The organism is Sulfitobacter sp. 1A13496, assembly GCF_043557225.1.
Classification (GTDB): domain Bacteria; phylum Pseudomonadota; class Alphaproteobacteria; order Rhodobacterales; family Rhodobacteraceae; genus Sulfitobacter; species Sulfitobacter faviae.
In genome coordinates, this window is the sequence record NZ_JBIFFP010000001.1 from 1288114 (window position 1) to 1313462 (window position 25349).

31 protein-coding genes and 1 pseudogene are annotated in these 25349 nt (G+C 63.5%); 8 read left to right on the top strand and 24 right to left on the bottom strand.

The window, feature by feature from the left end; translation table 11 throughout:
* Positions 1 to 3: 3 nt before the first annotated feature.
* From ACGYLX_RS06315 to fabD, 19 genes and pseudogenes are all read right to left on the bottom strand, one after another.
* On the bottom strand, positions 4 to 663 hold the full coding sequence (locus ACGYLX_RS06315) for a phage tail tape measure protein (RefSeq protein WP_168612777.1): 660 nt from the start codon (positions 661 to 663) through the stop codon (positions 4 to 6).
* Complete coding sequence (locus ACGYLX_RS06320; RefSeq protein WP_394447997.1) at positions 656 to 853, bottom strand: phage tail assembly chaperone; 198 nt, start codon at positions 851 to 853, stop codon at positions 656 to 658. The genes ACGYLX_RS06315 and ACGYLX_RS06320 overlap by 8 nt, the downstream gene beginning before the upstream one ends.
* Entirely contained in the window at positions 850 to 1164 is a 315-nt protein-coding gene (locus ACGYLX_RS06325; protein WP_168612779.1) for a gene transfer agent family protein, read from the bottom strand. Before ACGYLX_RS06325 ends, ACGYLX_RS06320 begins: the two co-directional genes overlap by 4 nt.
* A gap of 2 nt (positions 1165 to 1166) precedes the next feature.
* Entirely contained in the window at positions 1167 to 1589 is a 423-nt protein-coding gene (locus ACGYLX_RS06330) for a phage major tail protein, TP901-1 family (protein WP_168612780.1), read from the bottom strand.
* A gap of 35 nt (positions 1590 to 1624) precedes the next feature.
* Positions 1625 to 2035, bottom strand: coding sequence for a DUF3168 domain-containing protein (locus ACGYLX_RS06335; RefSeq protein WP_168612781.1), 411 nt, complete (start codon positions 2033 to 2035; stop codon positions 1625 to 1627).
* Positions 2032 to 2370: a head-tail adaptor protein gene (locus ACGYLX_RS06340; protein WP_168612782.1), complete on the bottom strand. Its 339-nt coding sequence runs from the start codon at positions 2368 to 2370 to the stop codon at positions 2032 to 2034. Before ACGYLX_RS06340 ends, ACGYLX_RS06335 begins: the two co-directional genes overlap by 4 nt.
* Positions 2367 to 2966: a head-tail connector protein gene (locus ACGYLX_RS06345; RefSeq protein WP_168612783.1), complete on the bottom strand. Its 600-nt coding sequence runs from the start codon at positions 2964 to 2966 to the stop codon at positions 2367 to 2369. Before ACGYLX_RS06345 ends, ACGYLX_RS06340 begins: the two co-directional genes overlap by 4 nt.
* A 166-nt stretch (positions 2967 to 3132) precedes the next feature.
* Positions 3133 to 4310 (bottom strand): annotated as a pseudogene (locus ACGYLX_RS06350) (phage major capsid protein).
* Between the two features lie 35 nt (positions 4311 to 4345).
* Positions 4346 to 4954 (bottom strand): HK97 family phage prohead protease, encoded by a 609-nt coding sequence (locus ACGYLX_RS06355; RefSeq protein WP_168612784.1) that lies wholly within the window; start codon positions 4952 to 4954, stop codon positions 4346 to 4348.
* A gap of 23 nt (positions 4955 to 4977) precedes the next feature.
* Positions 4978 to 5205 (bottom strand): hypothetical protein, encoded by a 228-nt coding sequence (locus ACGYLX_RS06360; RefSeq protein ID WP_394374191.1) that lies wholly within the window; start codon positions 5203 to 5205, stop codon positions 4978 to 4980.
* On the bottom strand, positions 5195 to 6373 hold the full coding sequence (locus ACGYLX_RS06365) for a phage portal protein (RefSeq protein WP_168612785.1): 1179 nt from the start codon (positions 6371 to 6373) through the stop codon (positions 5195 to 5197). Before ACGYLX_RS06365 ends, ACGYLX_RS06360 begins: the two co-directional genes overlap by 11 nt.
* Positions 6374 to 6504: 131 nt before the next feature.
* Positions 6505 to 7875, bottom strand: coding sequence for a DNA-packaging protein (locus ACGYLX_RS06370; RefSeq protein ID WP_394448104.1), 1371 nt, complete (start codon positions 7873 to 7875; stop codon positions 6505 to 6507).
* A complete protein-coding gene (locus tag ACGYLX_RS06375; protein WP_067261859.1) occupies positions 7784 to 8128 on the bottom strand; it encodes a hypothetical protein in 345 nt (114 codons plus the stop codon). The genes ACGYLX_RS06370 and ACGYLX_RS06375 overlap by 92 nt, the downstream gene beginning before the upstream one ends.
* A gap of 222 nt (positions 8129 to 8350) precedes the next feature.
* Positions 8351 to 9535 carry an endolytic transglycosylase MltG gene (mltG, locus tag ACGYLX_RS06380; protein ID WP_168612585.1) on the bottom strand — a complete coding sequence of 395 codons (1185 nt, stop codon included), beginning with the start codon at positions 9533 to 9535 and terminating at the stop codon, positions 8351 to 8353.
* Positions 9536 to 10795, bottom strand: a complete 1260-nt coding sequence (fabF, locus tag ACGYLX_RS06385) for a beta-ketoacyl-ACP synthase II (protein ID WP_271689878.1) — start codon at positions 10793 to 10795, stop codon at positions 9536 to 9538.
* Positions 10796 to 10938: 143 nt separating this feature from the next.
* Complete coding sequence (locus tag ACGYLX_RS06390; protein ID WP_168612586.1) at positions 10939 to 11472, bottom strand: GNAT family N-acetyltransferase; 534 nt, start codon at positions 11470 to 11472, stop codon at positions 10939 to 10941.
* Positions 11473 to 11631: 159 nt separating this feature from the next.
* Entirely contained in the window at positions 11632 to 11865 is a 234-nt protein-coding gene (locus tag ACGYLX_RS06395; protein WP_067261852.1) for an acyl carrier protein, read from the bottom strand.
* A gap of 202 nt (positions 11866 to 12067) precedes the next feature.
* Positions 12068 to 12805 carry a 3-oxoacyl-ACP reductase FabG gene (gene fabG / locus ACGYLX_RS06400; protein ID WP_168612587.1) on the bottom strand — a complete coding sequence of 246 codons (738 nt, stop codon included), beginning with the start codon at positions 12803 to 12805 and terminating at the stop codon, positions 12068 to 12070.
* Positions 12806 to 12871: 66 nt separating this feature from the next.
* Positions 12872 to 13804 (bottom strand): ACP S-malonyltransferase, encoded by a 933-nt coding sequence (fabD, locus tag ACGYLX_RS06405; protein WP_168612588.1) that lies wholly within the window; start codon positions 13802 to 13804, stop codon positions 12872 to 12874.
* Between the two features lie 225 nt (positions 13805 to 14029).
* Between fabD and rpsF the strand changes: the two genes are divergently transcribed.
* The 6 genes from rpsF to ACGYLX_RS06435 all read left to right on the top strand — a co-directional run bounded on the left by rpsF (position 14030) and on the right by ACGYLX_RS06435 (position 18374).
* Positions 14030 to 14383, top strand: coding sequence for a 30S ribosomal protein S6 (rpsF, locus tag ACGYLX_RS06410; protein WP_067261847.1), 354 nt, complete (start codon positions 14030 to 14032; stop codon positions 14381 to 14383).
* 29 nt (positions 14384 to 14412) lie between these two features.
* The gene (gene rpsR / locus ACGYLX_RS06415) at positions 14413 to 14640 is read left to right on the top strand and encodes a 30S ribosomal protein S18 (RefSeq protein ID WP_005852865.1); all 228 of its coding nucleotides are present in this window, start codon (positions 14413 to 14415) and stop codon (positions 14638 to 14640) included.
* A gap of 11 nt (positions 14641 to 14651) precedes the next feature.
* Entirely contained in the window at positions 14652 to 15278 is a 627-nt protein-coding gene (rplI, locus tag ACGYLX_RS06420) for a 50S ribosomal protein L9 (protein WP_067261846.1), read from the top strand.
* A gap of 161 nt (positions 15279 to 15439) precedes the next feature.
* Positions 15440 to 15730, top strand: coding sequence for a hypothetical protein (locus ACGYLX_RS06425; RefSeq protein WP_168612589.1), 291 nt, complete (start codon positions 15440 to 15442; stop codon positions 15728 to 15730).
* A gap of 127 nt (positions 15731 to 15857) precedes the next feature.
* Complete coding sequence (locus tag ACGYLX_RS06430) at positions 15858 to 16343, top strand: transglycosylase SLT domain-containing protein (protein ID WP_394448003.1); 486 nt, start codon at positions 15858 to 15860, stop codon at positions 16341 to 16343.
* A 72-nt stretch (positions 16344 to 16415) separates the two neighbouring features.
* Positions 16416 to 18374 (top strand): bifunctional 2',3'-cyclic-nucleotide 2'-phosphodiesterase/3'-nucleotidase, encoded by a 1959-nt coding sequence (locus tag ACGYLX_RS06435; RefSeq protein WP_168612590.1) that lies wholly within the window; start codon positions 16416 to 16418, stop codon positions 18372 to 18374.
* A 291-nt stretch (positions 18375 to 18665) separates the two neighbouring features.
* Here the strand turns inward: ACGYLX_RS06435 and tig are convergent, their stop codons facing one another.
* From tig to ACGYLX_RS06450, 3 genes are all read right to left on the bottom strand, one after another.
* Positions 18666 to 19997, bottom strand: a complete 1332-nt coding sequence (gene tig / locus ACGYLX_RS06440; RefSeq protein ID WP_394448005.1) for a trigger factor — start codon at positions 19995 to 19997, stop codon at positions 18666 to 18668.
* Positions 19998 to 20151: 154 nt separating this feature from the next.
* Entirely contained in the window at positions 20152 to 21069 is a 918-nt protein-coding gene (locus ACGYLX_RS06445; protein WP_394448007.1) for a calcium/sodium antiporter, read from the bottom strand.
* Between the two features lie 129 nt (positions 21070 to 21198).
* Positions 21199 to 21483, bottom strand: coding sequence for a DUF2312 domain-containing protein (locus ACGYLX_RS06450; protein WP_067261835.1), 285 nt, complete (start codon positions 21481 to 21483; stop codon positions 21199 to 21201).
* 108 nt (positions 21484 to 21591) lie between these two features.
* Between ACGYLX_RS06450 and ACGYLX_RS06455 the strand changes: the two genes are divergently transcribed.
* Together ACGYLX_RS06455 and ACGYLX_RS06460 are read left to right on the top strand one after the other, a co-directional pair.
* The gene (locus tag ACGYLX_RS06455; protein ID WP_168612596.1) at positions 21592 to 21831 is read left to right on the top strand and encodes a hypothetical protein; all 240 of its coding nucleotides are present in this window, start codon (positions 21592 to 21594) and stop codon (positions 21829 to 21831) included.
* A 67-nt stretch (positions 21832 to 21898) separates the two neighbouring features.
* Positions 21899 to 22321 carry a TIGR01244 family sulfur transferase gene (locus tag ACGYLX_RS06460; RefSeq protein ID WP_394448009.1) on the top strand — a complete coding sequence of 141 codons (423 nt, stop codon included), beginning with the start codon at positions 21899 to 21901 and terminating at the stop codon, positions 22319 to 22321.
* 32 nt (positions 22322 to 22353) lie between these two features.
* Here ACGYLX_RS06460 and ACGYLX_RS06465 read toward each other — a convergent pair whose 3' ends face one another.
* Positions 22354 to 25053, bottom strand: a complete 2700-nt coding sequence (locus ACGYLX_RS06465; RefSeq protein WP_168612591.1) for an ATP-binding protein — start codon at positions 25051 to 25053, stop codon at positions 22354 to 22356.
* Positions 25053 to 25343 (bottom strand): hypothetical protein, encoded by a 291-nt coding sequence (locus ACGYLX_RS06470; protein WP_168612592.1) that lies wholly within the window; start codon positions 25341 to 25343, stop codon positions 25053 to 25055. Before ACGYLX_RS06470 ends, ACGYLX_RS06465 begins: the two co-directional genes overlap by 1 nt.
* Positions 25344 to 25349: the final 6 nt, after the last annotated feature.

The following is a 25349-nucleotide window of genomic DNA, read 5'->3' on the forward strand; positions in this document are numbered from 1 at the left end:
GGCCTATCGGTTGCGATTGCCGGTGCTGAGGGCACGGCTCAACTGTGCGGCGATCTGGCTTTGGCTGCGCTGAAACCCCTGTACATCGGGGGTAGTGATGTTCATGACGATGGTCGTCGCTCCGCCGCCGTTGCCGCGCACGCCCAGCTTGCCATCCGCCCCCCGCGCCAAGGGCATGATCGCCTCCGGCCCGGCCTCTCCCATCAGCCCCGTGCCGCCGCGCATGGGAAAGGCCGTGGCCGAGGTCACCACACCGCCCTGCGCGAAAGGCATGACCTTACCTTGCGAGAAAGGCGCGCCATCGGCGAAGGGCAATATCCCCTCCACAATGCTGCCCACGCCCTCGCTGATCAGCCCGCCGAAATGGTCCGTCACCGGGCGCATCGCGGCATTGTAAGTCGTGCGGATCATCGACTGCGCCAAGTCGCTTAGCGCGTCCGAGAGTTTGGCCCCGTCAAAGACCACCCCATCAAAGGCCCGCCTCAATCCACGGCTGAGCCCTTTCTCAAGGGTCGCCACGTCTTTGCCCGTCGCGGCGAGCGCGCCGCGCATTCGCCGCAGCTCCCCGTCGAACCCGGCCACCAAACCGCTGGTCTGCGCCAGCGTCTCATTCAGCCCCTCGGCCCGGCTCTCAAGGTTCTCGAAATCGTCAAAGTCAGCCATCACCGGCCCCTTTCGTCTCATCTGGATAGGCCGCCATCAGCGCGGCGAGACCGTCGCTCAGCAGCGGCGTGGGGCCAGACTTCGGCCCCAGCATCAACTGCAACTCCGCCGGCGTCAGCGCCCAGAATTGATCCGGCGGCAGCCCCACCCGCAGCAACGCGGGCCAGTCAAGGCCGCTTGCCGCGCTCACGCCTGCACCGTAAAGGCCCGCGCCAACAATTCCGCCGCCGCCCGCGCCGCCGCCATCGGCCCGCCCTCGATCTGCGCGTGTTCAAGCGTGGCGGCATCCATCTCCGCCCCGCCTCCGCGCAGCCCGGCGAGCAACAGGGCCAAGACATCGCGGCTCGAAAAACGATTGCTTTCAAACCGCTCTACCAGGGCCACAAGGCTGTCGGCCTGCAACGCGGCCTCCAACTCGGCCAAGGCCCCAAGGGTCAGCCGCGCCTCATGACGTTCGCCATCAATCACGAGGCTCACCTCGCCGCGCCACGGGTTGGTCATGCTCACACCACCACATCGGGGGTAAAGATCAGCTCCCCCGCCGATTGCAGGCTAAGCTCAAAGGTGGCCTCCCCATTCAGCGACCCCGCGTATTCCAGAGCGGAGACCTGAAACGGCCCCTGCACCACGCCGAAATCCGGAATGATCACCTGAAAATCCGGCGTCAGCCCGTTGAAAAACAACTGCCGCGCCCGTTCATCCGTGCCCGCATCGCGAAACACCCCCGACCCGCTGATCGCAGCCGAGCGCATGCCCGCACCCGCCAATAGTTCCCGCCAACCGCCGCTTGAATCGAGCGAGGTCACATCCACCGTTTCGGCGTTGAAACTCACCCGTTTGGCCCTGAGCCCGGCAATCGTCTCGAACTGCCCATCGCTGGTCATATCCACTTTGACCAAAAGGTCCTTGCCCGCTTGAACTGCCATCACTGTCTCCTCGCACCAATCTGAAATCTAAAGTCTTATGCGTCCGCGACCCGGGCGCGGAATTGCAGGTCGATCCGCCGGGCAGAGGCCCCGTCGATCCGCCGCGCCGTCGCCTTGAGAAAGGCCATATCGACCACATGCCCGCGGCTAAGCGCCGGTTCCGCCCCATGCAGCAGGTCTGAGATCACCGCCGCGCAGCCCTTCGCGGTGCTGAACCCCGGCGCGCTGGTGACCACCGACAGGGTCAGACGATGCTCCGCCCCCGCACCTTCGGGATCCGACAGGTCCTTCGCCACCTCTTGGCCCAGCAGCACATAGGTCTCTGGCAGGCTCCCCCCCGGCACCGCGTCAAAGACCGCGTCACCGATCAGCGCAGTGAGCCCCGGATCGCTCTGCAACAGGTCATAAACCGCCGCCTGCAACGCCTCTGAAAGCGCATAGGTCATACCGCCACCTCCTCATCGGCAAAGCAGATCAGATACCGCCCGCCCGCATCGCTTTCGGCCACCGCCCGGATCACGAAGACCCGCGTGCCCTCGCGAAACCGCTGCTCGGGGGTTGGTCGCTGCGGAGCACCTTCCGGCGCCGCACGCACTGTGATCTTGACCCCCATCCGGCTGACGGCCACCCCGCCCTGCGCAGTCTCCCGCCCCGTCCGCGCGCGCACCTCGGCCCAAAGGGTGCCCACGGGCTGCCAGACCTCGCGATGCCCTCCCGCGCCATCGCTCACGCGCTGCGGCGCTTCCAATACAAGGGGCCGGTTCAACTGCGGGCGGCTCATGCCGTTCCCCCAAAGCCGAGGCGCACCCGGCGGTAGCGTTCGATCAGGCTGCTGACGCCAAAGGGCATGCACCCTTCGCCAAGCGCCGTGTCGTCGCGGTATTCATAGTAATGCGCGGCGAGCAGCATCACCGCTTGGGCCAAATCATCTGGCAACCCGCCCCAATCAGCGGCCATGCCCGCGTCGAAACTGATTAGCGCGGCCCCCGCGCTTGGGATGCGCGGCAGGGCGGCGGTGCTGGCCCGCAAACGCGGCGCTTGCGCATCGCGCTCCAGCCAATAGCGCTCGGGGTCCACCGCAGTCTCCACCCCGTCCCGCGCCACAAGCGCCAGCCGCGCGATCTCTTGCACCGGGGCCACGGGCAAGACCTGCGCCGCCGCATCGCGCCAAAAGGTCAGCGACAGGGCAAAACGCCGAATGATCAGCACCTTGCCCGTCCGCGCTTCCACCGCCGCCATCGCCGCGCGCAGGAAGCTGCGCAACACCGGGTCTTGAAGGCCGTCCTGCGCAAAGCCGGTGCCAAGGCGCAGATGCATTCTGAAGGCCTCAACCGGCAAAACCGCATCCGGCACATTTGTCTCTTCGATCAACATCATCGAACGTCTCCAAAAATCGCTCCCGCGCCCCTTGGGGCCATGCGGTTATTCCCGGACGCGCACCGGTTGCATTGCTCGGTCGGAGGGGAGCAGCTAGACAACGCAACCTCGCAGGCGCACGTCCGGACCGGGGCCAAGTTGCCCCGGCCCCGGCTCCGGCACCGGCTTACGCCAGGCCGAATTTCATCAGCTTGATCGCCGCGAAATCGCTCACGTCGCCGCCGACACGTTTGGTGGCATAGAACAGCACATGCGGCTTGGCGCTGAACGGGTCGCGCAGGATCCGCAGATCGGGGCGCTCGGCCACGGTGTAGCCTGCCGAAAAGTCGCCAAAGGCGATGGCCATCGCATCGGTCGCCGGATCGGGCATGTCCTCTGCCACCAGCACCGGATAGCCCATCAGCCGCGCAGGCTCCCCCGCCGCCAACCCGTCGGACCACAAGAACCGCCCATCGGTGTCTTTCAACTTGCGCACCTTGGCCGTGGTCTTGGAATTCATCACGAAGACCGCATTCTTGCGGTAAGCCGCGCCAAGGGCATAGACCAACTCGATGATCGCATCCGCCTCGGGGTTAGCGTTGGTGCCGCTGGGGACATAGCCCAGATTGCCCCAGGTCCAGATGTCGTTGTCCACCGCAGGGTGGCTCAGAAAACCGGTAGGCTTGTCGATGCCGTCACCGCTGACAAAGGCCGCCGCTTCGGCCCGTGCAAATTTGTCGGCGATACGCCCCGCCAGCCAACCTTCGATATCAAAGGCACTGTCATCCAGCAGACGTTGGCTCGCCTTGGGCAGCGCGCTCAGCTCATGCAGCGGCACAGTGATCCGGTCGATCTGGGGCGTGTCCGTCTGGGCTGCGCGCCGCTTTCGGTCGCCCAACCAGCGCCCACATCGGCGTGATCGACCAGCACGTCATAAGACGTGGCCTCCACCTGCACCACCGAGGCAATCGCGCGGATCGACGCCCCCGCATTTAGCACAGATTGCACCCGGTCGGCGGTTTGCGGATCCACCAGATAGCCGCCGTCCGAATTGACCGCCGTCGACATCGATTTGCCGTCCAGTTCCAGCCCCCGCAGCCCGTCGTCATCGCCGTTGCGCAGATAGGCGTCAAAAGCTTTCTTATGCGGCGCATCGTGATCGATCGCGCCCCCCAAAGGGCTGCGGGCAGGCAGGGTCATCTTGCGGTCCATCATGGCAATTCGCTCTTCTGATTGTTGAAGTTTCGTATTGATCTCGGCCCGAAAGCCGTTGAAGTCACTGACAAAACCGCTCACGGCCTGCCGCACTTCCTCCGCCGGAGACAGGTCTTTGCCCGCCTTTGTGCTCATCTCATTCTTGGTCATCGCTTTTCCTTCGATCTGCTCAGTCAAACTCCGGCTCAGCCCCGCGCCATCTCGGCCCGCGCGGCATCAAAGGCCGCCGCCATCTCGCGCAGGACATGGCCTACGGCCCTGAACTCTCCCTTGGCCGCGACCCGCGCTGACGGCAGCATCGGGAAGGTCACCAAAGACACCTCCCAAAGCTCCAGTTCCGACAGCAGCCGCTGCCCCTTGGTGGTCTTGCCCGCCTTCACGGTGCGGTAGCCGATGCTGAGCCCGTCGATGGCCCCCGCCTCGATCAGCGCCGCCGCCTCCCGGCCCTTGGCCACAGTGCTAAGGATGCGCCCCTTGACCCAAAGACCCCGGCCATCCTCGCGCACCTCGTCCCAGACGCCGATGGGCTGGGCCGGGTCATGCTGCCACAGCATCTTGACGTTGCGTCCCGCCTTCGCGACCGCCGCAAGGCTCACCGCATAGGCCCCCGCCTCGACCACATCGCCGCCCTGATCGACCGCGCCGAACAGGCTGGCATAGCCGCTGATCTCCAGCCCATCGTCTACCGGCGTCACGGCGCCGAAGCGGGCGAATTTATGCTCCAACCCGCCGCCCGCAGGCACAGCTTCCCCGTTCCCCGGCCAGCCGCCGGAGGCATCCAATTGATAAGTCATCGTATTTTCCCTCGTTCAGCCCGCTACGGCGCCACCGCTAGAAAGGATTGCACCGCCTGCGCCAAGATCACCGCCACCACGCCGTAGACCGTCAGCCACAGCCGCCGTTCCAACCGCTCCATCATCTGCTCGATCCGGTCTAGCCGCTTTTGCATGTTCTCGCGATGCACCGCGCTGAGCGTCTCATGCGCCTGAAGCCGCAACCCCGGCGCGCATTCGAAGCGCTCGATCTCACGCAGCTCAGGCATCATCGGCCACCGCCGGAAGCCCCAACAGGCTGCGTTTTTCCGCATCGCTCAGAAACGCCGCCGCAGACACCCGCGCCCATTGCGCATCACGCTCCGCCGCCAATGCAGGCACTTGGTCGAGGTCCGGCTTCAAACTCACCGCCGCCCCCAAATACCCGCTCAGCCACTCCGCCAGCGCCGCCGTCACCCGTGTCGCCAAAGGCAGCACTGTCAGACGATAGAACGCCCGATGCGCCTCTTGATAATTCGCGTAAGTGGCATCGCCCTGCACCCCGATCAGCATCGGCGGCACCCCAAAGGCGAGCGCGATCTCCCGCGCCGCACTCTCCTTGGTCTTTTGAAACTCCATATCCGAGGGCGAAAAGCCCATCGGCTTCCAGTCGAGCCCGCCCTCCAGCAGCATCGGCCGCCCGGCATTGCGCGCGCCTTGGTGGTGGCTCTCCATCTCGCTCACCAGCCGGTCATACTGATCCTCGCTCAGCTTGCCCTGCCCCTCGGCCCCGCGATAGACGATCGCACCAGAGGGCCGCGCGGCATTGTCCAACAGCGCCTTCGACCAACGGCTCGCCGCGTTATGCACATCCATCGCCATGGCCGCCGCCTGCATGGGGCTGAACCCATAGTGATCGTCCTGCGGGTGAAAGTTGCGGATATGACAAACCGGCGTCGCCGCACCGCTCGCATCAAAACGATGCTTGCGCCCGCCCACCGCATATTCATAGGCGACAGGCCAGCCATCCGCGCCTGGCACCACGCTCATCCGGTCCGAGCGCAGCACATGCAGTTCTACCGGCAAACCGCTCTCACCGCCCACGGCTTCGACATAGCCATCGCCACTCAAAAGCATCTGCCCATACAGCGCCTCAAGCATCTCCGCCCGGCCTTGGCCCGCATTCGGGCGGCGCATCAGCTCGATCAGCGGGTGTTCGTCGTAGCGCCGCGCGCTGTCTTGCACGACCAGCGGCAGCGCCGCTGCAGCCTCCGCGATCAGCTTGACCGAGCGAAACCCAACCGGATTGCCGCAGAACCCGGCACGCGTCAGGCTCACGCAATCGCGGGGACTCCAAGCGACACGGCCCGAGGTCTGATAGGCGACGACCGGCCCCGTGGCGGATGCTTTGCGCTCCGCTGTCTCACCTGCCGCGCCACGCCGTAGAAAATCGAATACCATGTCGTCGCTCCTCATTCTGCCCGGCCCCGGCGGCGAAGACCTGCCCCGCATTGCCCGGCGTTGTCAGACTTTCCCCGAAATCCCTTAACGCTGGAGAAACCCACCGTGCGCTGTCCCACGCAACAGCCCGCTCACAGGCTTCGCACCCCCGGGCTGCGCCACTGCGCGGCAGGTTCGATCATCAGCTCATGCAGCGCCCAGACCAGCGCATCGACGCGGTCCGGGCTGCCCTTGCCCTCGTACCCCCGCGCCGTCATCAGACACATCTGATCCTCCAGCGCATCAAGCCCCGGCAAATGGCTCACCCGCCCCTGCTCATAAAGCGCGGCCACAGGCTCCGCCCGCGCCACCTTGCCCCGCGCCGCATGCACGGTCTTGAGCGAGACCAGCGGATCGACCTGTCGCAAGACCTCGGCCACCAACTGCCCGCCCTGATTGACCTCAGCCACCAGCCGATCCGCCCCGTGGCGCGTCATCGCGGCAATCGCCGCCTGCGCCCAGCCCATCGGCGTGGCCCCCTGCACCGTGCAATCGGCCAGCACCACCGCCCGCCAATCCTGCGGCGGCCCCTTGGTCTGCGCCCCCACCACCACGATCCCGCACTCATCCGAGCCCGCTCCACTCGTCGTCGCCGGGTCCAAACCCACCACGATCCGGTCCAGATCCGGCACCTCTCGCACCCGCCCCGCCTCCAGCAAAGCCGAGGTCCACAGCGCCCCCTCTGCATCCGCCAGCAAAACCCCATCCAACTCCTGCCGCTCCAACCGCGTCCCGCGATAGCGCGCCCGCACCTCTTCAAGGAACGACCCCGCCAAATTCGCCGCATTCGCCTCCGTCGGCGCATGGGTCGTCACGGTCGAAGGCGCGGCCAAGAGCGCCTTCAACACATCCACGTTGCGCGGCGTCGTCGTCACGCAGACCTGCGGGCGCTCCCCCAAGCGCAGCGCAAACTGCAACTGGTCCCAAGCCTCCTGCCCGCGCTTCCACTTTGCCAATTCATCCACCCAAGCCGCGTCAAACTGCGGCCCGCGCAGCCCTTCGGGGTCATGCGCCGTATGCACCGTGGCAATCGCCCCATTCGGCCAGACCAAGCGCTTGCGTGTCGCCTCCCAATCGGGTCGCCGATCCGGCGGGCTACAGGCCAGAATGCCGCTGTCGCCAAAGATCATCACCTCGCGCACCTGCTCGATGGTCTCCCCCACCAGCGCCACGCGACTGCACGCACCGGGGTCAAGCGGTCGGCTCCCCTCAACCTTGCTGCGCACCCATTCCGACCCGGCCCGCGTCTTGCCCGCGCCGCGCCCGCCCATGATCACCCATGTCCGCCAATCGCCCTTGGGCGGCAATTGGTGGTCAAGCGCCCAGAACTCAAACAAAAAAGGGAGAGCCAGAAGCTCTCCCTCACCGAGTTCATTCAGAAACTGCGCCTGGGTCTGAGCATCGGCGCAGGCGATCCAGCTTGCACCCGATGTCAGCCCGCGCTTTGTCCATGTCGAGGGCATAGCCCCCGCGCGCGATTCCAGCTTGTCGGTTTCGACAGTCATTCAGCGTGTTCTCCGCTTTCAGGCAATGCGCCAGCAGTCCCGCCACTTTGGACGTTTTGCCAGACACCGCAGTTTCCTTGAGTTCCCCCCCGGACCGGGCCTGTTCCGTCAGACCTTCGATTTCCCGACGCAGCGCGCCGATTGCTTCTTGGAGACCGCGCAGGATTTCCGCGCTGTCTTCCGTCTCTTGCTCCGGGGTAATGATCGTCATCGCTTTACCTCTCGTTGGTTATCCCCAACCGAGCAGACACAAAAAAACGACCGCCGGGTCACCCCGGGGCCGTTCGCCCATGTCCTCTAGCGTGCCACAAGTCCTACGTCAGACCGTGCGCAAAGTCAAGAAAAACTGTGTTAACAAGACCTTACAGCGCCGCGCGGCAAGCTCTCCGCGCAAATAAAAACCCCGCTGTCTCCAGCGGGGTTTTCAGTGGTCTCAGTTTCCGCCGGTTGAGGCATTGCCCGCCGCTTCCGCGCCGCGCTCCGCCTCGATCTGACGCCAGCGCGCAACGTTGCGGTTATGCTCGTCCAAGGTTTCCGCAAAAGCGTGCCCCCCGGTGCCATCCGCCACGAAAAAGACGTAGTCCGTCTCCGCCGGTTGCGCTGCGGCCATCAGGCTCGCCCGGCCCGGGTTGGCGATGGGCGTGGGCGGCAGACCGTCGATCACATAGGTGTTCCACGGCGTCTCTGCCCGCAGTTCCGAGCGGCGCAGCCCGCGGCCCAGCACGCCCTTGCCCTCGGTCACCCCGTAGATCACCGTAGGGTCGGTCTGGAGCCGCATGCCTTGGTTCAAACGGTTCACGAAAACGCTCGCCACCTGCTCACGTTCGGCGGCGACACCGGTTTCCTTTTCGATGATCGACGCAAGGATCAGCAGGTCCTCGGGCGTCTCAATCGGCAGATCGGGGTCGCGCGCTTCAAAGGCTTCGGCCAAGAGCACCTCCTGCGCCGCGGCCATCCGTCCAATCACCTCGGCCCGGTCGTCGCCCGGACGCACCTCATAGCTATCGGGCGCGAGGCTGCCCTCTGCCGGAAGCTCCTCCACCTCGCCGGTCAATTGCTCGACCTGCTTGAGCGCTTCCACTACCTGCCAGCTGGTCACCCCTTCGGCCAATGCCACACGGAACCGCGTGTCATTGGCGCTTGAGATTTCGGTATAGGCTTCGGGAGCTTCTTCCTCACCCGGGGTGAATTCCGCGCGTTCAACAAAACGGCTGGTGACCGGGTCCAACTCACGGACCTGCACGCTCACCCGGTTCACCCCGATGCGATAGACTACCTCAGTACCGCAGGTGCTGCCCCCCCCTTGGGTCACGATATCCACGATCCCCTGCATCGATGTGCCGGGCTGAACAAGAAAGCTGCCCGCCTTCAGGCTGCTCGACTTCTCCTCGTAATCCGCGCCCATGCGAAAGATCGCAGGCGAGGAAACCGCGCCCTGCTCCTCAAGGTTCTGGCTGACCTGCCGCATGTTCGAGCCGCGCTCGACCTGCACACAGATCGCCTGTTCCAACGGCCCTTCAGAGACATAGGTCGACTTGCCCCAGAGAATGATCCCCCCAAGCAGAAACAGGCCGACCAACAGAAACGTCACGGCGTTAGAGGCGATATGACGCCACATTTAGCTGACTTTCCCGAAGAGAACCGATGCGTTGGTGCCACCGAAACCAAAGGAATTGCTGAGCGCCACATCGATCTTGCGCTCGACCTTCTTGTTCGGCGCCAGATCAATCGGGGTTTCGACCGCCGGGTTATCAAGGTTGATCGTCGGCGGCGCTACCTGATCGCGGATCGCAAGCATGCAAAAGATCGCCTCGATCGCGCCCGCGGCACCCAAAAGGTGCCCGGTGGCGGATTTTGTCGAGGACATGGTCACATTGCCCGCCGCATCACCCATCAGACGCTCGACCGCGCCCAACTCAATGGTGTCAGCCATGGTCGAGGTGCCATGCGCGTTGATGTAATCCACATCCGCAGGCTCCAGCCCCGCGTTCTTCAGCGCCGCACGCATGGAGCGTTCGCCGCCCTCGCCATCCTCGGAAGGGGCGGTGATGTGATGCGCGTCGCCCGACAGGCCATAACCCAGCACCTCGGCATAGATCTTGGCACCGCGCGCCTTGGCGTGTTCATACTCTTCCAGCACCACGATGCCCGCGCCCTCGCCCATGACGAAACCGTCGCGGTCCACGTCATAGGGGCGGCTGGCCTTTTGCGGATCGTCACCGCGTTTGGTCGAGAGCGCCTTGCAGGCGTTAAAGCCCGCCATGCCGATCTCACAGATCGCCGCCTCGGCACCGCCTGCGATCATCACATCCGCATCACCGTATTTGATCAGCCGCGCCGCATCGCCGATGGCATGGGCGCCGGTTGAACAGGCGGTCACGACCGAGTGGTTCGGCCCTTTGAAACCATAGCGGATCGAGACCTGACCCGAGATCAGGTTGATCAGCGCGCCCGGTACGAAGAAGGGGCTCACGCGGCGCGGGCCTTTTTCGTGCATCATGACGGCGGTATTGGCGATGGAGTTCAGCCCCCCGATGCCCGAGCCGATCAGAACGCCGGTGCGTTCCTGATCTTCCTGCTCGGTCGGCTTCCAACCCGAATCCTCAACCGCCTGCTGGGCGGCGGCCATGCCGAAGAGGATGAAGGTATCGACCTTGCGCTGCTCTTTCGGCTCCATGTATTTATTGGCGTCGAAGGTGCCATCGCTGCCATCGCCCAAAGGCACTTCGCAAGCGTATTGAGTCACCAGTTTGCTGGCATCAAAGCCGGTGATCGGCCCGGCCCCGGATTTCCCATCGAGGATCCGTTTCCAGCTTTCTTCCACGCCGTCCGCGAGCGGGGTAACCAAACCCAAACCCGTTACTACAACTCTGCGCATCTCAGTGCCCCTTGCCGATAATGTCTCGGCGAACCTCTTACCCTGCAAAAGCCTGTAGGCACAAGCATATCGGCGGGGGTCCGCAGGCAGAGCGCAAAAACGCCGATGGTCCGAAATCTCAGGGGCCTTCGCGGCTTGTGGGCTTAGCCCGGCGGGCCGCGCCGGGTCATCAGATGCACCGCACCGCCCGCCGTCTCGACGTCGCGCAGCCCCTGATACCCAAGCGCCCTCGCGATCCGCAAAGCGGCCTCATTCCCCGCACAGATCATGCAGACCGTGCGGCCCGTGATCACCCGATCAAACCACTCATGCGCCGCCCGGGCGGCCTCGGCCCCAAGCCGCTGGTCTTGGGCCTGAGGGGCCAAGACCAGCCGCGCCTCGGGGTAAGTGTCGAAATCCTCACCGAAATTGCGGGAGCCAAAGACGAAACCGGTCTGACCCAACATCTCGCGCTGGCGGTGGAGCTGCACCGCCCACTGCCCAAAGCCGGTGATCTGCCAATGGCCCGCGTTGCGCAGAAAAGCGTCCCATGACTGGCCCTTGGGCCGGGGCTGATCGAGGATCCGGTCCGCCACATCCGGCATCGCCCAAATCTCGGCATAGCGCTGAAAATCTTCGGCCCGCATGGCCCGCAGGGTCAGTCTAGCGGTGTTGATGGTCGGGATCGTGCGGGACATGGGGTGAATTGCCTTCACGCTTGAAACTTCTTGGCGCAGACATGCGACTTTAGCTCCAAAGGGACAAGCCCACCCCGCTACGGCAAATAAAAACGGCGTCATTCCGCTAGGAACAACGCCGTTTTCAAAACTCAAATTCGCCGGTTGCCCGGCAAAGCCTTAGGAGGCTTCTTTGATGAACTTGACCGCATCGCCAACGGTCTGGATGTTCTCAGCCGCGTCATCGGGGATCTCGATGCCGAACTCTTCTTCGAACGCCATCACCAGTTCCACGGTGTCGAGGCTGTCTGCGCCGAGATCGTCGATGAACGACGCATTCTCAGTCACTTTGTCCTCTTCCACGCTCAGGTGTTCTACAACGATCTTTTTCACGCGGTCTGCGACGTCGCTCATAATAAGTCCTCATGTCTTCGGGCAATTCAAGGCCCCTTTTGGTTTCCGCCCGCCGGTAATCGGCGTTTGGAGGATGCCCCAAAAGGGGCGGCTATTTCCTTGTTCGCACAAGGCGCAGGGGGTGATCAAGCACCCTCCGTTTCGATTCTGCGCCCCCTTTAGCACATGCGCCGGGCTTGGCAAACGCTATTGAGGCGCAGGGTCACAACATGGCCATACCGCCGTTCACATGCAAGGTGGTCCCTGTCACATAGGCGGCCTCGGGGCTGGAAAGATAGACTACGGCGGCGGCGATCTCATCCGGGTCGCCCATGCGGCCTGCGGGAATTTGCCCCATGATTCCAGACTTTTGCTCGTCCGTTAGCTTGTCTGTCATGGCGGTGGTGATAAAGCCCGGGGCCACGGCGTTCACGGTGATCCCGCGGCTTGCCACCTCATAGGCCAGCGACTTGGACATGCCCACGACACCCGCCTTGGAGGCCGCGTAATTCGCCTGACCGGGGTTGCCCGTGGCGCCCACCACGCTGGAGATATTGATGATCCGGCCCCAACGCGCCTTCATCATGCCGCGCATCACCCCTTTGCAGAGCTTGAAGGTCGCGGTGAGGTTCACGTTCAGGACCGAGTTCCACTCTTCGTCCGACATCCGCATGAAAAGGTTATCGCGGGTGATCCCGGCGTTGTTGACCAGAATGTCGACCGAGCCCATGGCCTCCGCCGCCTGTTTCGGCAGCGCGTCGACCGCCTCCATATCGCTCAGGTTGCACGGCAGCACATGTGCGCGCTCGCCCAACTCGGTTTTCAGCGCTTCCAATGGTTCGGTCCGCGTGCCGGACAGACCAACGGTGGCCCCTTGGGCGTGCAGCTTGCGCGCGATATCCGCGCCGATGCCGCCCGAAGCGCCGGTGATCAGGGCATTCTTTCCTGTAAGATCGAACATGTCTCTTCCTTTATTCTCTCACGAGGCGCTGTGCCCCGGCGCGGCGAGATGCCGCTTTTCTATGTCTTAGGATTCGGCCGCGGCCTTCACCTCGTCCGGCGTGCCGATGCTGCGGGTGGCGACACTTTTGTCGATGCGCCGGATCATGCCCGAAAGCGCCTTGCCCGCGCCGATCTCCCACGCCTCGGTCACGCCCTGCGCGGCCATCCACTCAACGGAGGAACGCCAGCGCACACGGCCCGTGACCTGTTCGACCAACAATTCACGAATGCGGGCGGCGTCAGAGACCGCCTCGGCTGTCACATTGGCGACCAGCGGCACGACTGGATCGTTGAAAGTAACCTCGCCCAATGCCTTCGCCATCTCTTCCGCAGCCGGACCCATCAAGGGACAATGGAAAGGGGCAGAGACGGGCAGCAACAGCGCCCGCTTGGCCCCGGCTTCTTTCGCCATGGCAACGGCCCGCTCTACGGCGGCTTTCTCACCCGAAAGCACGTTCTGGCTCGGGTCATTCTCATTGGCGACCTGACAGACGGCCCCATCGGCGGCGGCTTCGGCCAGTTTTTCGGTCTCTTCAATCCCGAGACCGAGAATCGCCGCCATGGCGCCCTCGCCCACCGGCACGGCGGCCTGCATCGCTTTGCCGCGAATCCGCAAAAGCCGTGCGGTGTCGGCCAGCGACAGCGCGCCAGCGGCACATAGTGCGGAATACTCTCCAAGGCTGTGACCGGCCACGAAAGCGGCCTTACCAACCTCGACACCCTCGGCCTTCAGCGCGGCCATAGCAGCCATCGAGGTTGCCATCAGCGCGGGCTGGGCGTTCTCGGTCAGGGTCAGCGTCTCGATGTCGCCCTCCCAGATCAGCTCCGACAGTTTCTCGCCCAAGGCCGCATCGACCTCGTCGAAAACGGCGCGGGCTTCGGGGTAGGCTTCGGCCAGATCGCGGCCCATGCCGATGGTCTGGGCGCCCTGCCCGGGGAAAACGAATGCGATGCTCATGGTTGCAGCCTCTTATTAGCGGTTTTACCCGATGTATCGCGTCCCATGCCGCAAGGGCAAGCCCGTCGCGGCCAGCGCACCCGTGCCGGGGGTTGCCGTGGCCGGGAAACCGTGTATACGGGCGCTTCCTTGCACAGCATATGAACCGCGCAGACTCTCGTGGTGGGGAGCAAGGATGAACGCCCCGCCTATGAAATGCGCCTTGATATAAATATAGGAGTGCACATGCCGCTATATGAGCATGTTATGATTGCGCGTCAGGACCTGTCCAACACGCAAGCAGAAGGCCTCATCGAACATTTCGGCACCGTTCTCGCGGACAACGACGGCAAGCTCGTCGACAGCGAGTACTGGGGCGTCAAGACGATGGCCTACAAGATCAACAAAAACCGCAAGGGCCACTATGCCTTCCTGCGTTCGGACGCACCCGCGACCGCCGTGCAGGAAATGGAACGCCTGATGCGCCTGCATGATGACGTGATGCGCGTCCTGACCATCAAGGTTGACGAGCACAAAGAACTGCCCTCCGTGCAGATGCAGAAACGTGATGAACGCGACAACCGTCGCGAGCGCCGTTGATCGCCAGCTTGAAGAAGAGGACATAAACCATGGCTGCAAAACCATTTTTCCGCCGTCGCAAAGTCTGCCCCTTCTCGGGCGACAACGCACCTGCGATCGACTACAAGGACACACGTCTGCTGCAACGCTACATCTCTGAGCGTGGCAAGATCGTTCCTTCCCGTATCACCGCCGTATCGGCCAAGAAACAACGCGAGCTGGCCCGTGCCATCAAACGCGCCCGTTTCCTCGCCCTGCTGCCCTACGCCGTCAAGTAAGGAGAGAGCACATGCAAGTTATCCTTCTGGAACGTGTGGCCAAACTGGGCCAGATGGGCGAAGTCGTGGACGTAAAGCCCGGCTATGCCCGCAACTACCTGCTGCCGCAGGGCAAGGCGCTGTCGGCCTCCAAGGCCAACGTCGAGGCCTTTGAGGGCCAGAAAGCCCAGCTCGAAGCACAGAACCTCGAGACCAAGAAAGAAGCCGAGAAACTCGCCGAGAAGCTGAACGGTCAGCAGTTCGTCGTGATTCGCTCCGCTTCCGACGCCGGCGCGCTCTACGGCTCCGTCACCACCCGTGACGCCGCCGAAGCCGCGACTGCCGAAGGTTTCTCGATCGACCGCAAGCAGGTCGTTCTGGGCAACCCGATCAAGGAACTGGGCGTGCATGATGTGCGCATCATCCTGCACCCCGAAGTCGACGCCACAATCGAGCTGAACGTTGCACGTTCGCCCGAAGAGGCTGAGCTTCAGGCATCGGGCAAATCGATTCAGGAACTGGCTGCCGAAGAGGAAGCCGCCGCTGAATTCGAGATCTCCGAACTCTTCGACGACATCGGCTCTGCCGCTGACGAAGACGGCGACTCGGACGTGGTGCGCACCCCCGAGGGCGACGCACAGGACGACAGCAACAGCTGATCCGGCCTGTCCGATCTGACATGAAACGCCGCGCGGTCCTCCGCGCGGCGTTTTCTTTTGCGCAAGCCCTCCAACCGCCCCGCGCGCGCCTCTGACGCAAACCCCTGCAAAAACAGCGCGATTTATGCTATGATACCTCCATTAAGCATGGAGGATGACACATGCGTTACATCACCATCACCACTTGGGAACTCGCCGACGGGGCGGATTACGACGTGGCCCTGCGCGCCATCGAAGAAAAGCGCCTACCCGCCCTCAAGGGCTTTGGCGCCAGCCGCATCACCGTGGTCCGCACCTCTGAGCGCACGAGTGCCGCAATCACCGAATGGCCCGACAGGGCCACGCGCGACGCCGCCGAACTCAAGATCGACGAGGTCCGCCGTTCGGTAAAACGCGAAGATCAGAGCCGCATGACCGGCGAAATGAAAGGCGAAATCGTCGCCGACGTTTAAGCATGGCGAAAAGCCGCGCCTGAGGTCCCGACCGCTGGGCAAGGGCCCGCGTACCCTACGCCTGTGCCCTTGCCCGTCGGCCCCCTTGGGGTGATCCTTGCGCCCATATAACAAACCTCGGTGCACCATGCCTCAGACAACACGCCGCATGTTCCTTTCGTTCATCGCCGCCAGCACGATCACCGCGTGCAGCGCTGCGCCCGAAGTCTCCCCGGCGCCGCCGAAGCGCCCCGCCCTGCCCCTGCATCCGAATGAGACGCCCGAACTGCGGCGCAAGATCAACCACTGGGCCGACTTCTACGACCTGCCGCGCCCACTGGTGCACCGCCTTGCCATCCGCGAAAGCACCCACAACCCTCGCGCCCGCAACGGCCCTTACTACGGGCTGCTGCAAATTCTCCCCGCCACCGCGCGGTCGATGGGGTTCCAAGGCAAACCTTCCGATCTTTTAGACGCCGACACCAATCTGAAATACGCGCTGAAATACCTGCGCGGCGCATGGCTTTTGTCGGACGGCGACCATGGCACCGCCATCAAATGGTACGCCCGCGGCTATTACTACGAGGCCAAGCGGCGCGGCATGCTTGTGGAAACCGGCCTACGGGACGGGTGATTAATTTTCGGGCTTGCGCGGCCTCTCGCTTCGCCTCAGGTAGGTGTTAATCACGTCAAGAAGGAACGCCGCATGACCCTCCGCCTTAACCGCCGTCACTTCCTCGCCGGCACTGCCGGATTGCTGGCCCTCCACCCCTTTTCTCTCCGTGCCGCGGCCAATCAGGCGCATCTGCGGTTGATGGAGACGACGGACCTGCATGTGCATGTCTTTCCTTACGACTATTACGCCGACAAAGAGGTCGACACCGTGGGCCTTGCCCGCACCGCCAGCATCGTCAAATCGATCCGCGCCGAAGCGACCAATACGCTGATGCTCGATAACGGCGACTTTTTGCAGGGCAATCCGATGGGCGATTACATCGCTTATGAGCGCGGCATGAAAGAAGGCGACATGCACCCGGTGATCCAAGCGATGAACGCGCTTGGCTATGACGCCTCGACCCTGGGCAATCACGAGTTCAACTACGGGCTCGACTTCCTGATGAAATCCCTGGCCGGGGCCGACTTCCCGGTGGTTAGCGCAAATGTCGTCAAAAAGGTCGGTGCAAAGCCGAGCGACGATGAGACACTGGTCAAACCCTATGTCCTGCTCGACCGGATGTTGACCGATGGCGCAGGTGAGACGCATCCGATCAAGATCGGCATCATCGGCTTCGTTCCGCCCCAGATCATGAGCTGGGACCGCCGCCACCTCGAAGGCAAGGTGCAGGCCCGCGATATCCTCGAGTCCGCCCGCGCATGGGTGCCCCAGATGAAAGAGGCAGGCGCCGACATCATCATCGCGCTGTCCCACTCGGGCATCGGTGCGGCCAAGGAAGAGGATATGATGGAAAACGCCTCAGTCCCCCTCGCCGCTGTGGAGGGGATCGACGCCATCATGACCGGGCACAGCCACCTCGTCTTCCCCTCGGGCAGCTATGCGGACTATCCGGGCGTGGACGTCAGCGAGGGCACAATCCACGGCAAACCCGCCACCATGGGCGGTTTCTGGGGCAGCCACCTCGGACTGATCGACCTGATGCTTGAGCGTGACGGCAGCGGCTGGCGCATCGCCAGCCACAGCGCCGAGGCGCGGGCGATTTCGCAGCGCAACGAAGACCGCTCTGTAATGCCGCTGGTGGAAAGCGATGCCGAGGTGCTTGCCTCCGTCCAGCAGGAACATGATGAGACGCTGGCCTATGTTCGCCGTGCCGTGGGCAAGACCGACGCCAAACTGCATAGCTATTTTGCGCTGGTGGCGGATGATCCTTCCGTGCAGGTCGTCTCCAACGCGCAGCGCTGGTATATCGAACAGATGCTGAAGGGGACCGAACATGAGGGGCTGCCGATCCTCTCTGCCGCCGCCCCCTTCAAGGCCGGTGGCCGTGGCGGGCCGGAGTATTACACTGACGTCCCGAAGGGCGATGTAGCGATCAAGAATGTCTCCGACCTCTACCTCTACCCCAACACAGCCCGCGCGGTGCGCGTGACCGGGGGGCAGGTGAAAGACTGGCTCGAACGTTCCGCTGGCATGTTCAACCAGATCACCCCCGGGAAGGCCAACCAACCGCTCTTGAACCCCGAGTTCCCCAGCTACAATTTCGATGTGATCGACGGGGTGACCTATCAGATCGACCTTAGCCAGCCTTCGAAATTCGGGCCCAAGGGCACCGTTGCAAACCCTGAGGCAAGCCGGATCGTAAATCTTGAGTTCGAAGGGCAACCCCTTGATCCTAAATCCGAATTCATCATCGCCACCAACAATTACCGCGCCAGCGGCGGCGGGGCTTTCCCCGGCGCGATGGGCGATACCATCGTGTTTGAAGGGCCCGACACCAACCGCGATGTGATTGTGCGCTATATCGTCGAAAAAGGCACCATTAGCCCCCGCGCCGATGGCAACTGGCGCTTCGCGCCGTTGGAGGAAACGAGCGTGATGTTCGAAACCGGGCCAAAGGCGGCGGACTACGTCGATGAGGTGACGGGCGTGGAGATGGAGCAGGTTGGCGACACGGAAGACGGCTTCGCGCAGTTCCGGATTACTTTGTGACGTCCCCGATGCGTATCAGCATCTGATATTGCCACAAAGGGCAGCGCCCTCCCTGGGGGCGCTGCAACGATGGTGCCCTGCGGTCGCCCCCATCGCACGCAACTGCTGCGAATTTCCGAGACCTTGCAAATCGCCCCCGGGATGCCCCCGGGCGGGATGTCGACAGTAGGTTCGGTAATCCTTTACGCCCATCCAGAGTGACAGGCAAAGGCCACGCTTCTCACCCAGCCCAAACGAAACAGGGGCGACGGTTTCCCGTCGCCCCTGCTCCAAAATCCGATCCGGTAAGACTTATTCGTCTTCCAGCTCTTCAACAGCTTTCTGAAGCTCTTCTTTCGAGATCTCTTTCTCGGTCACCTTGGCCTGTTCGACCACGTGATCGACGACCTTGTCCTCGAAGATCGGCGCGCGCATCTGCTGCTGCATCTGCTGGTTCTGCTGCACGAATTCAAAAAACTGACGCTCCTGACCCGGGTACTGACGCGCCTGGTTCATGATCGCTTGGGTCATCTCGGCGTCGGTCACCTGAACGTCGGCTTTCTGGCCCAGCTCGGCCAGCAGCAGGCCCAGACGGACGCGGCGCTCGGCCAATGTCTTGTGCTCGTCTGTCGGCTCGATCTCGGGGTGGTCGTGGCCTTCCACATCAGGGTTTTCCTCGTGCCACAGCTGATGCGCGATCTGCTTGGCTTCGGCGTCAACCAGCGACGGAGGCAGGTCAAAGCTGACCTCTTTGTCGAGCGCGTCCAACAGGTTACGCTTCATCACGGCGCGCGATGCACCGGCATATTCCGCTTCCAGACGCTCAGCGATCTGACCTTTCAGCGCGTCGAGATCCTCGGCGCCGAATTTCTTGGCCATCTCGTCGTTAACCTCGGCGGCGACGGGCTCTTTCACTTCTTTCACGGTGCAAGCAAAGGTCGCTTCCTTACCGGCCAGATGCGCGGCCTGATATTCTTCGGGGAAGTTGACGACGACGGATTTCTCTTCGCCCGCTTTCACACCAACCAGCTGCTCTTCGAAGCCGGGGATGAACGAGTTGGAGCCCAGCACCAGCGGGTAATCTTCCGCCGCGCCGCCTTCGAATTCTTCGCCGTCGACGGAGCCTTTGAAGTCGATCACAACCTGATCGCCATCTTCGGCCTTGGCACCCTCTTCGCGGGCTTTGAAGTCCTGCGCCGTTTCGGCAAGGCTTGCCAGTGCTTCTTCGACAGCTGCGTCGTCAGCTTTGACCACCATCTTTTCCAGTTCGATCTTGCTCAGATCAACTTCGGGAATCTCAGGCAGTTTTTCGTAGGACATGGAGACTTCGACATCGTCGCCTTCTTTCCAGTCCTCATTGGTCATCTTGACCTCGGGCTGCATCGCGGGGCGGTCGCCGGTCTTCTCGAAGTGCTCGTTCATGGCGCCGTCGATGCTTTCCTGCATCGCTTCGCCCATGATCCGCTGGCCGAACTGCTTTTTCAGCAGCGCCATCGGCACCTTGCCCTTGCGGAAGCCCTTCATCTCGACTTCGGGCTGCGCTTCGGCCAGCTTCTCGTTGACCTTGGCTTCAAGCTCATCGGCGGTGACGGTGATTTTGTAACCGCGTTTCAGACCTTCGTTCAGCGTCTCGTTGACCTGCATGTGTGCTCCATAGGGTAAGGCCGCGCGGCGGGGGCGCGGGCGAAAATTTGTGTCCTTCTATGGGTGTTGAACCGCCTGCGCAAGGGGGTCCGCGGCCCATCGCGCCACATCCGCAGAAATCGCCCCCACCCCCGCCGGGCAGCCCAGTGTCGGGCTAGACCAAAAGCACGGCGACATAGGCCACATAGGCCAGCGCAAAGAGCGCCCCCTGCCCGCGTGTCACGCGCCCGCCAAAGGCGCAGGCGATCAGCGCCACCGTGGCCCCCAGCATCACCCAGATGTCGAGCGCGGCGATCTGCGCAGCCACCCCCACCGGCTGGATCAGCGCGGTGATGCCCAGAACGCCGAGGATGTTGAAGTTGTTGGAGCCGACCACGTTGCCCAATGCCACATCGCTCTGCCCGCGCCTTGCGGCGATGACCGATGTGACCAATTCCGGCATGGAGGTGCCAACGGCCACGATGGTCAGGCCGATCACCGCCTCGGACAGCCCCACGGCCTGCGCAAGCGCCACGGCGCCGGTGACCAGAAACCGCGCCGAGACAATGGTTAGCAAAAGCCCCCCCAGCAGCCAGACAAGCGTCAGCCAAAACGGCGCTTGATCCGGCAGCGGCTCCAGCGCCTCTGCCCCGCTTCGATCGCTGCGAAAGGTGTAAATCAGATAGGCCGCCAGCCCCACGAGGGCGACGGCCCCCGCAAGCCGATCCACCTGCCCCAGCAGCACAGTGCCGAGGCAAAGCAGGCTCGCCGCCAGCATGACCGTCCCGTCCCGCGCGAAACTACGGCCGGAGATGGCCACCGGGGCGATCACCGCCGCGAGGCCGAGAATCAGCAGGATATTCGCGATGTTCGATCCCACGACATTCCCAAGCGCGATGTCCGGCGCGCCCAGCAAAGCCGCCTGAACCGAGGTCACCAATTCCGGGGCTGAGGTGCCAAAGCCCACCACCGTCAGCCCGATCACCAAGGGCGACATGCCAACCCTCTGCGCCAGCACCACGGCGCCGCGCACCAGATACTCACCACCGAGCACGAGCCCCAGCAGACCACCAAGGACAAACAGAATGTTCACGGGAAAAAAAACTCACCGGCCTCAGACCATCGGGCGCCGCGGAGACCGCGCAGACGCCCGATGCAAATGGGGATGGGCCGGAGGTATTCAAGGCCGCGCGGAAAATTCAGTCCCGCCGCGGCAGGGCGCTCACATGCCCAAGGCTTCTTTGTACATTTCCATTACCGCTTCTTCTTCGGCGATGTCGTCCTTGTCGCGCTTGCGCAGGGCGATCACCTTGCGCAGCACCTTGGTGTCGTAACCGCGCGATTTCGCTTCGGCCATCACCTCTTTTTGCTGTTCGGCAAGGTCTTTCTTCTCGGCGTCCAAACGCTCGATCCGCTCGACGAACTGGCGCAGCTCATTGGCGGTGACCCGGTAGGTCGCATCACCTTGGGATTCGACGACATCGGGATTGGTGCTGGTATCGCTCATGGGAAGTCCTCACGGAATGGCTGGCTCTGGCGGGTTTGACTACATGCTGCACGCCCAGCCCGCAAGCGGGACTTGCCCCCCTTGGCGGTTTGGCGTAGCTCTGCCGCCATGGAAAGCGCAAACACATCTATATTCGATCTCATGGTCTGGGGCGGCGCGGGTCTGTCCCTTTTGGGATTGCTCGGTCTGGGCTGGTGCATCATCAAGGTGAGCCGTGCAAAACGCGCGCAGCTCGACGATGAGGAGATGCGCGTGGTGCTGCGCAAAGTCGTGCCGCTGAATATGGGCGCGCTGTTTTTGTCGGTCATCGGCCTGATGCTGGTGATCCTCGGGATTTCGCTGGGCTGATCGGCGCGTTTGAACGGCCCGTCCCGGCGGTGCTGGACAGGGCCGCTGCATCTGCTTAAATCGGCCCATGGATATTCGCCAAATCACCCCCCGCTATTTCGTCGCCCCGCAGATCGAGCCCGGTGACATGGAAAGCCTGCGCGCCCAAGGCATCACCCGCATCCTGTGCAACCGCCCCGACGCGGAAGTGCCGCCCAGCCATCAGGCCGCCGCCATGCGCGAAGCGGCCGAGGCCGCGGGGATTGCCTTTGCCGAACAGCCGCTGACCCATCAGACCATGACCCCCGATGTCATCGCCAAGAACCGCGCCCTTGGCGTGGAGACGGAAGACACCGTGCTGGCCTATTGCGCCTCGGGCACCCGTTCGACCATCGCTTGGGCCTTGGGCCAAGCCGGTGAGATGGACAGCGACGCGATCATCGAAGCGGCGCGTCAAGGCGGATATGACCTTGAGAACATGCGCCCCATGCTGGGGCAAAGCTATACCTGAGATCTCTGCCGGTCCCATCAGGGGCCGGTATTCTACGCCGCTGCGGTCAGGGCGCGTGAAGGCAGTTGAACCCGGAAGGCCGTGCCGGGCACATCCCGCAGAAAGCTGATCTCTCCGCCCAAGCGGCACATGATTTCACGGCAGATGGCAAGGCCAAGCCCCGCGCCATCGCCTTCCCCCGTGATGCGCGAGAACTTCTCGAAAATCAGCGCCTCCGACCCTGCGTCGATCCCATGGCCGTTGTCGACGAAATCAATCACCAGCCCCTGCGCCGTCACCTGCGGCGTGATCACCAGTTGCGGGTCATTCGCAGCGCAATATTTGCGGGCGTTGGTGACGAGGTTGATAAAGACCTGCACCAGCCGGTCGAGATCGCTGGTCAGCACAATATCCTCGGCCTGCGGATCGCGCAGCACCTTGAGCGGCCGCGTGGCCCCCGCTTGCGCCGTGGTCACCGCCAGATCCAGCAGATCGCGTAGGTTGCCTTCGCGCTGGTTCAGCGTCACCTGCCCGTTCTCCAGCACCGACAGGTCCAACAGATCATCCAATAGCCGCGTCAGACGGATCGTCTCGCTATGGATGATCGTGGCATAGCGGTTCTTGTCGGCGTCCGTGAGACCGGGCGCATCGCGCAGGATCTCGGAGAACGAGCGGATCGAGGTCATCGGCGTGCGCAATTCATGGCTGATCTGGCTGAGGAAACTGTCCTTTTGCAGCGACAACTGCGTCAGCTTCTCATTGGCCGCGCGCAGCTGCGCTGCTGTCTCGGTCAACTCCCGCGACTTGGCCTCCAACTGGCTGGAATACTCCAGCATCTGCGCGGATTCGTCGGCCACAGCCAAGAGGTCTTGGACCGAGACCGAGGCCCCGCCGACGATCTGCGCCACCATCGCATGGGCCGTGGCCGCACCGACCGAAGCCGCCAACTCCCGCTCCAGCGCCTGCACGAATCGTGGCGTGGGCTCCGGCAGACGTTGCCCCTGCCCTTGCCGCTCGGCCTCGCGGGTGAAAAACGCCTGCGCCTCCGTTGCGCCCAAGATGCGCTGCGCCATGATCATCAAGTCTTCGCTGCCCGCGACCGAGGCCGTCCACCCCCGCGCCGGGCCGGAATGGTCAAAGACATTGACGAATTGCGCGCCCTGTAGCCGCTCCAGCGGTGTAGGGAAGCTAAAGAGAGAGACGACGACGAAAACCAGCGTGTTGAGCGCGAGGCTCCAGACCACCGCATGCACCGTCGGGTCGATCCCCGCGATGCCAAAAAGCGCCTCGGGGCGCAGCCAAGCGAGCCCCCAAAGCCCCTGTTCCAAGGTCGCGCTCGACAGGGCCACATCCGCGCCAAAACTGGGCAGCAGCATGGTAAACACCCAAAGCACAAAGCCCGTGCCCAGCCCGCAAAGCGCGCCGGTCCGCGTGGCCCCGCGCCAGAGTACCCCGCCCAGCATCGCGGGCAAAAACTGCGCCACCCCACCAAAGGAAATCGTGCCAATCGCCGCCAGCGCCCCGCTGCCGCCCGAGGCCCGATAGTAGAGATAACCCAAGCCCACCACGCAGAAAATCGACAGCCGCCGCGCGAGGATGACGATATTGCGCACATCCCCCGACTGCGTCGCCCCATCGCGGCGCAGCGCCAACCAGATCGGCATGACTATATGGTTGCTCACCATGGTCGAGAGCGCCAGCGTGGCGACGATCACCATCGAAGTCGCCGACGAGAAACCGCCCAAGAAAGACAACATCGCCAGCCCGTTCTGCCCTTGGCTGAGCGGCAGGCTCAGCACGAAAAGATCGGGGTTCGCGCCTTCGGGCATCAGGTCTAGCCCCACCACCGCGATGGGCACGACGAAAAGGCTCATCAGCATCAGGTACAGCGGGAAGGCCCAGCTTGCGATCTGCAACTGCCGCTCGTCGTCGTTCTCGACCACCATGACCTGAAACATGCGCGGCAGGCACAAAAGCGCGGCCCCCGAAAGCACGGTCAACGCGGCCCAACGGCTGCCCTGCACCTCCCATTGGCCGATGTCTGAGGCGTCGATCCGCGCCAAGGTCTCGCCCAAGCCCCCGGCCAGCCCCCAGATGACGTAGACCCCCACCGCCACCAGCGCCAAGAGCTTGACCACCGCCTCCACCGCGATGGCGATGACCACGCCGTGATGCCGTTCGTTTACGTTCAGGTTCCGGGTGCCGAAAAGCACGGTAAAGAGCGTCAGCCCCGCCGCGACCCAAAGCGCCGCCTGCCCCCGGTTGATCACATCGCCCCCCGCCTCGGCCAGCGGCACGTCGGCGGCGGCGAAGATCGACAGCGACAGGATAACCGATTGCAATTGCAGCGCGATATAGGGCGTCACACCGATCACGGCCATCACCGTCACGACAATCGCCAGCGTGTTGGACTTGCCGTAGCGCGATGAAATCAGGTCCGCGATCGAGGTGACGCGATGGCTTCGCCCGATCCGCACCAAACGGCGCAGCCCCCACCACCAGCCGATCATCACCAGCGAAGGGCCGAGGTAGATCGTCACATATTCCAGCCCCGAGCGCGCCGCATATCCCACCGCGCCGTAAAAGGTCCAAGCGGTGCAGTAGATCGACAGCGACAGCGTGTAGACCAGCGGCGAGCGCAGCAGCCAGCCGCCCTGCCCGCGCAGGGCCGCGCGTTCGGCGGCGAAGGCCACGATGAACAGCCCCGCCACATACATCAGGCAGACCGCCACCAACTGGTTGAGCGATACCATCAGCGCGGCCCGTCCGGCTGTGCTGCATCCTCACCCGAGGCCACATCCCGCGTCCGCCGCCAGAGCGCCCATGTCCCCAAGATCAGCAGCGCCCAAACCCCGAAAAGATAGCGCAGCGCCACGCTCATCGGGATGGTCGGCGCGGTGGGGTCCGTACTGCCCGCTGGCACAGGCCAAAGCAGCGGCACCATCCACAGCATCATTCCCAGAAACGGCAACAGGCGCACCGCATCCATCATCCGTCGCTGACGGTAGCCGCGTTTTTCCAAAAAGATCGGCCTACGGGGCATGGCGGG

Excerpts from the sequence above, each read along its gene's own strand:
- rpsF (WP_067261847.1), top strand. The coding sequence starts at position 14,030 with ATGCCGCTATATGAGCATGTTATGATTGCGCGTCAGGACCTGTCCAAC.
- ACGYLX_RS06315 (WP_168612777.1), bottom strand. The coding sequence starts at position 663 with ATGGCTGACTTTGACGATTTCGAGAACCTTGAGAGCCGGGCCGAGGGG.
- ACGYLX_RS06325 (WP_168612779.1), bottom strand. The coding sequence starts at position 1,164 with ATGACCAACCCGTGGCGCGGCGAGGTGAGCCTCGTGATTGATGGCGAA.
- tig (WP_394448005.1), bottom strand. The coding sequence starts at position 19,997 with ATGCAGGTCAACGAGACGCTGAACGAAGGTCTGAAACGCGGTTACAAA.
- ACGYLX_RS06450 (WP_067261835.1), bottom strand. The coding sequence starts at position 21,483 with ATGAGCGATACCAGCACCAATCCCGATGTCGTCGAATCCCAAGGTGAT.
- fabD (WP_168612588.1), bottom strand. The coding sequence starts at position 13,804 with ATGAGCATCGCATTCGTTTTCCCCGGGCAGGGCGCCCAGACCATCGGC.
- ACGYLX_RS06375 (WP_067261859.1), bottom strand. The coding sequence starts at position 8,128 with ATGACGATCATTACCCCGGAGCAAGAGACGGAAGACAGCGCGGAAATC.
- ACGYLX_RS06370 (WP_394448104.1), bottom strand. The coding sequence starts at position 7,875 with ATGCCCTCGACATGGACAAAGCGCGGGCTGACATCGGGTGCAAGCTGG.
- ACGYLX_RS06470 (WP_168612592.1), bottom strand. The coding sequence starts at position 25,343 with ATGCCCCGTAGGCCGATCTTTTTGGAAAAACGCGGCTACCGTCAGCGA.
- ACGYLX_RS06430 (WP_394448003.1), top strand. The coding sequence starts at position 15,858 with ATGCCTCAGACAACACGCCGCATGTTCCTTTCGTTCATCGCCGCCAGC.
- ACGYLX_RS06340 (WP_168612782.1), bottom strand. The coding sequence starts at position 2,370 with ATGAGCCGCCCGCAGTTGAACCGGCCCCTTGTATTGGAAGCGCCGCAG.
- ACGYLX_RS06425 (WP_168612589.1), top strand. The coding sequence starts at position 15,440 with ATGCGTTACATCACCATCACCACTTGGGAACTCGCCGACGGGGCGGAT.
- ACGYLX_RS06465 (WP_168612591.1), bottom strand. The coding sequence starts at position 25,053 with ATGGTATCGCTCAACCAGTTGGTGGCGGTCTGCCTGATGTATGTGGCG.
- ACGYLX_RS06345 (WP_168612783.1), bottom strand. The coding sequence starts at position 2,966 with ATGATGTTGATCGAAGAGACAAATGTGCCGGATGCGGTTTTGCCGGTT.
- ACGYLX_RS06365 (WP_168612785.1), bottom strand. The coding sequence starts at position 6,373 with ATGGTATTCGATTTTCTACGGCGTGGCGCGGCAGGTGAGACAGCGGAG.
- ACGYLX_RS06435 (WP_168612590.1), top strand. The coding sequence starts at position 16,416 with ATGACCCTCCGCCTTAACCGCCGTCACTTCCTCGCCGGCACTGCCGGA.
- ACGYLX_RS06355 (WP_168612784.1), bottom strand. The coding sequence starts at position 4,954 with ATGACTTATCAATTGGATGCCTCCGGCGGCTGGCCGGGGAACGGGGAA.
- rplI (WP_067261846.1), top strand. The coding sequence starts at position 14,652 with ATGCAAGTTATCCTTCTGGAACGTGTGGCCAAACTGGGCCAGATGGGC.
- mltG (WP_168612585.1), bottom strand. The coding sequence starts at position 9,535 with ATGTGGCGTCATATCGCCTCTAACGCCGTGACGTTTCTGTTGGTCGGC.
- ACGYLX_RS06395 (WP_067261852.1), bottom strand. The coding sequence starts at position 11,865 with ATGAGCGACGTCGCAGACCGCGTGAAAAAGATCGTTGTAGAACACCTG.
- ACGYLX_RS06335 (WP_168612781.1), bottom strand. The coding sequence starts at position 2,035 with ATGACCTATGCGCTTTCAGAGGCGTTGCAGGCGGCGGTTTATGACCTG.
- ACGYLX_RS06390 (WP_168612586.1), bottom strand. The coding sequence starts at position 11,472 with ATGTCCCGCACGATCCCGACCATCAACACCGCTAGACTGACCCTGCGG.
- ACGYLX_RS06330 (WP_168612780.1), bottom strand. The coding sequence starts at position 1,589 with ATGGCAGTTCAAGCGGGCAAGGACCTTTTGGTCAAAGTGGATATGACC.
- ACGYLX_RS06455 (WP_168612596.1), top strand. The coding sequence starts at position 21,592 with ATGGAAAGCGCAAACACATCTATATTCGATCTCATGGTCTGGGGCGGC.
- ACGYLX_RS06360 (WP_394374191.1), bottom strand. The coding sequence starts at position 5,205 with ATGATGCCTGAGCTGCGTGAGATCGAGCGCTTCGAATGCGCGCCGGGG.
- fabF (WP_271689878.1), bottom strand. The coding sequence starts at position 10,795 with ATGCGCAGAGTTGTAGTAACGGGTTTGGGTTTGGTTACCCCGCTCGCG.
- ACGYLX_RS06460 (WP_394448009.1), top strand. The coding sequence starts at position 21,899 with ATGGATATTCGCCAAATCACCCCCCGCTATTTCGTCGCCCCGCAGATC.
- rpsR (WP_005852865.1), top strand. The coding sequence starts at position 14,413 with ATGGCTGCAAAACCATTTTTCCGCCGTCGCAAAGTCTGCCCCTTCTCG.
- fabG (WP_168612587.1), bottom strand. The coding sequence starts at position 12,805 with ATGTTCGATCTTACAGGAAAGAATGCCCTGATCACCGGCGCTTCGGGC.